Here is a 4256-nt window from a genome sequence, read left to right as displayed (position 1 = left end):
CCCCACCCGACACCAACCCCCACAACCCCTCCGGAGACACCACACCCCCCGGAAAACGACACCCCACACCCACCACCGCCACCGGCTCATGAGCGCGCTCCTCGATGTCACGCAGACGCCGTTCGGCCTTGTGCAGGTCCAGGGTCACGCGCTTCAGGTATTCGGTGAGCTTGGCTTCGTTCGTCGTCATGACCTGTCCCCCTGGGTGTCGGAACCGGCACCGGAGGGCCGGCCGATTCGGCTGTCGAGGAGTGCGAGGATCTCGTCCGGGGTCGCCGACAAAATGGCGTCCGTGAGATCGTCGCCGGGCGATTCCGCATCGGTCCCGGCGGGACGTTCGACGATCCGCAGCAGCGCCTGGAGGCGTGTCGCGATCGTGTCGCGCGTGTCCGTGTCGGCGGGGTCGAGCGAGTCGACCGCCGCCTCCAGGGAGTGCAGCCGCGCCAGAGGCGAGGCGTCGTCCGCCGGCTGTGCGGCGGGGGCGAGCAGACCGCGCAGGTGCGCGGCGAGAACCGCGGCCGTCGGGTGGTTGAAGACCAGGGTCGCAGGCAGCCGCAGACCGGTCGCAGCGGCGAGCCGGTTGCGCAGCTCGACCGCCGTCAGGGAGTCGAAGCCGAGTTCCTTGAAGGCGCGGTCGGCGTCGAAGGCCCGACGTGCGCCGCCGAGCACCACCGTGGCGTGGGTGCCGACCAGATCGAGCAGCAGGGCATGCTGCTCGGCCGGCGACAGCGGGGCGAGTCGCTCGGCCCAGGACTCCGGCGCGGACGGGGTGGCGACGGAGGACGCCGCCCGCGGCAGCGGGGTGCGCACAAGGGTCCGGAGCACGGCGGGCAGTGGCCCGCCGTGCGGGGCGCGGGCGGGGATCCGCGCGGGCACGGCGAACGGCCGACCGGCGGCGAGGGCCTCGTCCAAGAGGGCGAGCGCCTCGTCCGTCGGTAGCGGCTCGACACCGGTGCGGGCCATGCGGGCCACGTCGGCATGGGACAGATGGCCAGTCATGCCGGAAGCGACCTCCCAGTAACCCCAGGCAAGGCCGGTGGCCGGCAGGCCGGCAGCGTCACGGTGCTGGGCGAGGGCGTCGAGGAAGGCGTTGGCCGCCGCGTAGTTGGCCTGCCCCGGGGTGCCGACGACACCCGTGACCGACGAGAACAGCACGAAGGCGGCGAGGTCCAGGCCGCTGGTGAGCCGATGGAGGTTCCACGCCGCGTCGGCCTTGGGCCGCATGACCCGGCGCAGTTGATCCGTTGTCAGTGCGTGGACGGTGGCGTCGTCCAGCACACCCGCCGCATGGACGACGGCGGTGAGGGGACGGTCGGCGGGGATGTCCTCCAGGACGGCGCGCAGCGCGTCCGGGTCGGCGGCGTCGCAGGCCACGACGGTCGCCTCGGCACCCGCGCCGGCGATTTCGTCGAGGAACGGCCCGAGGTCCGGCGCGCCCGGACCGCTGCGGCTCGTCAGCAGCAGATGGCGCATCCCGTGTGTGCGCACCAGATGGCGGGTGACGATCCGCCCCAGAGTGCCGGTGCCACCGGTGACGAGGACGGTCCCGGCGGGATCCGGGGCGGTCGCCGCCGGCCGGGGGGCGGAACCCTCGCGGCTCAGCCGGGGCACGTGGAGTCTCCCGTCACGCACGGCCGTCTGGGGTTCCCGCGCCGCGAGGACCGCGGGCAGGGCGCGCAGTGAGGCGTCGCTTCCATCGAGGTCGACGAGCAGCAGCCGGCCCGGGTGCTCGGCCTGAGCACTGCGGACCAGCCCCCACACGGCGGCACCGGAGAGGCTGGTGACGTCCTCCCCCGGCCGGGTGGCCACGGCGTCCCGGGTGAGCACGGCCAGCGGGGTGTCGCCCGTGGCCTCCTCGCCGTCCGAGAGCCACGTCCGGAGCAGGCCGAGCACCGCCTCGGTGGCCCGCAGGGCCTCGCCGGCCGGGTCGCACGACGACGTACGGTCGTCGCCTGCCGCGGTGTCCGGGCCCGCGGGCGCGAAGAGCACGGCGGTCGGGGCCGCCTCGCCCGGTCCCTCGTCGGCCGCCGGGCCGAGGACGGCCGGGTCCGGGCAGATCCGCACCGTCACACCGGCGCGTTCGAGGACGGGCCCGAGCTCCGCCGCGCCGTCACCGACGAGGGTCCAGGTCCCGGTCGGGACAGCGGTGTCCGGGGCGGGCCACTCGGGCCAGCCGAGCTGGAACAGACGGCCGGCACCCCGCGGCGCGACGGTCTCCCCGGTGGGGGCGCCCAGGGTGAGGGATCGTGCGGTGAGGACGGGCCGTCCGTCGGGGCCGGCGGCCAGCAGCCGGTAGCGGTCCTCGCTCAGGGGGGTGAGCCGGACGCGCAGCACGGTGGCTCCGGTGGCGCTCAGTCGCAGTCCGGCCCAGCGTGCGACGGCACGCGTCGGTGTGCCGCCGACCACGTGCGCCGAGGCGGTGGCGAGGACCGCGGAGAGCAGGGCGGGATGGACGGCGAACCCGGCGGGATCCTCGGCCGGTTCGCCGTCGAGCGCGACCTCGGCGTACAGGTCGCCGTCGAGCGTCCACGCCGAACGTACACCCCGGGCGACGGCGTCCTCCCAGGCGTCGGCCGCCGCATCCGGTCCGGGGACGTACGGACTCGCCCCGGTAGGCGGCCAGGCAGCCCCGGCCAAGGCGTCGCCGTCGGCTGACGCGCCGTCGGCCGGGTTCACGGTGGCCTCGGCGTGACAGGTCCACTCGGTGTCCTCGGCGTCGTCGGGGCGCGAGTGCACGGTGACCCGCCGGCGGCCGGAGGCGTCGGCGGCCCGCACGGTCACCTGCAGCCGGCGTCCAGCGGCGGTGTCCGGGGCAAGCGGGGTGTGCAGCGTCAGGTCGTCGGTCCACAGGCACCCGGCCCGGTCGGCGGCGTGCAGGACGAGGTCGGTGAGGATGGCGTCCCACCGGCTCTCCGGAGCCTCGGAACCGTCCGGGGCCGCCAGGGCGTCCGGGCCGAGCACCCCGGTGAGGACGAGGCCGCCGCCGTCGGCCAGGGGGACGGCGGCGCCCAGCAGCGGATGCTCCGACGCGGTCAGGCCGGCGGCGGAGACGTCCGCGGTGGCGGACCCGCTGCCCAGCCAGTAGCGGTCGCGCTGGAAGGCGTACGTCGGCAGGTCCACCGTGCCATCGCCGTCGGGCGCACCGGGCACCGCCGACCAGTCCACAACAGTGCCGTGCGTGTGAACGTGGGCCGCGGAGAGGAGGAACCGTCGCAGTCCGCCGTCGTCGCGCCGCAGGGTGCCGGTCACCAGCGGCTCCCGGCCGGGCCCCTCGCCGGCCGCGGCGGCGGCCGTGTCCTGGACGGCGGCGGTCAGCACCGGGTGGGGGCTGATCTCGACGAAGGTGCGGTGCCCGTCGGCCAACAGGGCCCGGGTGGCCTGGTCGAACAGCACCGTGTGGCGCAGGTTGCGGTACCAGTACGCGGCGTCCAGCGCAGCGGTGTCGAGGACCTCGCCGGTCACCGTGGAATAGAAGGGGACGGCGGAGGCGGTGGGGGTGATCCCGTCGAGGACCTTGAGCAGTTCGTCCTCCAGCGGCTCCACGTGCGGGGAGTGCGAGGCGTAGTCGACCGCGACCCGACGGGCGTCCACGCCCGCGGCGGCGCAGGCCGCCAGCAGCTCCTCCAGTGCGTCGGTGTCGGCGGCGACGGTCGTCGACGACGGGCCGTTGACGGTCGCCACGTACACCTGTCCACGCAGTCCGTCCGCGAGCGAGCGGACCTCGTCGGCGGGGAGCGCGACCGCGGCCATGCCTCCGCCGCCGGCTTGCGCGGCGATGGCACGGGACCGCAGGGCGACGACCCGCGCCGCGTCGTCCAGGCCGAGCGCGCCCGCCACATGGGCGGCGGCGATCTCGCCCTGCGAGTGACCGACCACAGCGTCGGGAACCACACCCAGCGAACGCCACACCGCCGCCAGCGACACCATCACCGCGAACAGAGCGGGCTGGACCACGTCGACACGGTCGAGACCGGGAGCCTTGGGCGCACCGCGCAGTACGTCCGACAGCGACCAGTCGGTGTACGGCGCCAGCGCCCGGGAACAGTCGGCGATCCGCTCCGAGAACACCGGTGAGGTGTCGAGCAGTTCACGTGCCATGCCGGCCCACTGGGAGCCCTGTCCGGGGAAGACGAAGACGGTACCGGAGTCCCGGTCCGCTACGCCCGTGACGAGGTGGTCGGTGGTTTCGTCGCGGGCGAGGGCGTCGAGTCCGGCCAAGAGCTCGGCCCGGTCCTGCCCCACCACGACCGCACGAT

At 75.0% G+C, this 4256-nt stretch carries 2 protein-coding genes; both read right to left on the bottom strand.

Annotated features, from left to right (window positions below; all coding sequences use genetic code 11):
• Nucleotides 1-190: polyketide synthase docking domain-containing protein (locus tag ACWDEX_RS37025; protein WP_450469057.1), on the bottom strand; the 190-nt coding region annotated here is incomplete at its 3' end.
• A partial coding sequence (locus ACWDEX_RS37020; RefSeq protein WP_450469055.1) for an SDR family NAD(P)-dependent oxidoreductase occupies nucleotides 187-4256 on the bottom strand: 4070 nt, incomplete at its 5' end. The genes ACWDEX_RS37020 and ACWDEX_RS37025, both read right to left, overlap by 4 nt.

It is taken from the genome of Streptomyces sp. NPDC001020, from assembly GCF_053599115.1.
Note: the sequence above shows the minus strand (reverse complement) of the source record. Positions and strands in the feature narration are given on the sequence as shown.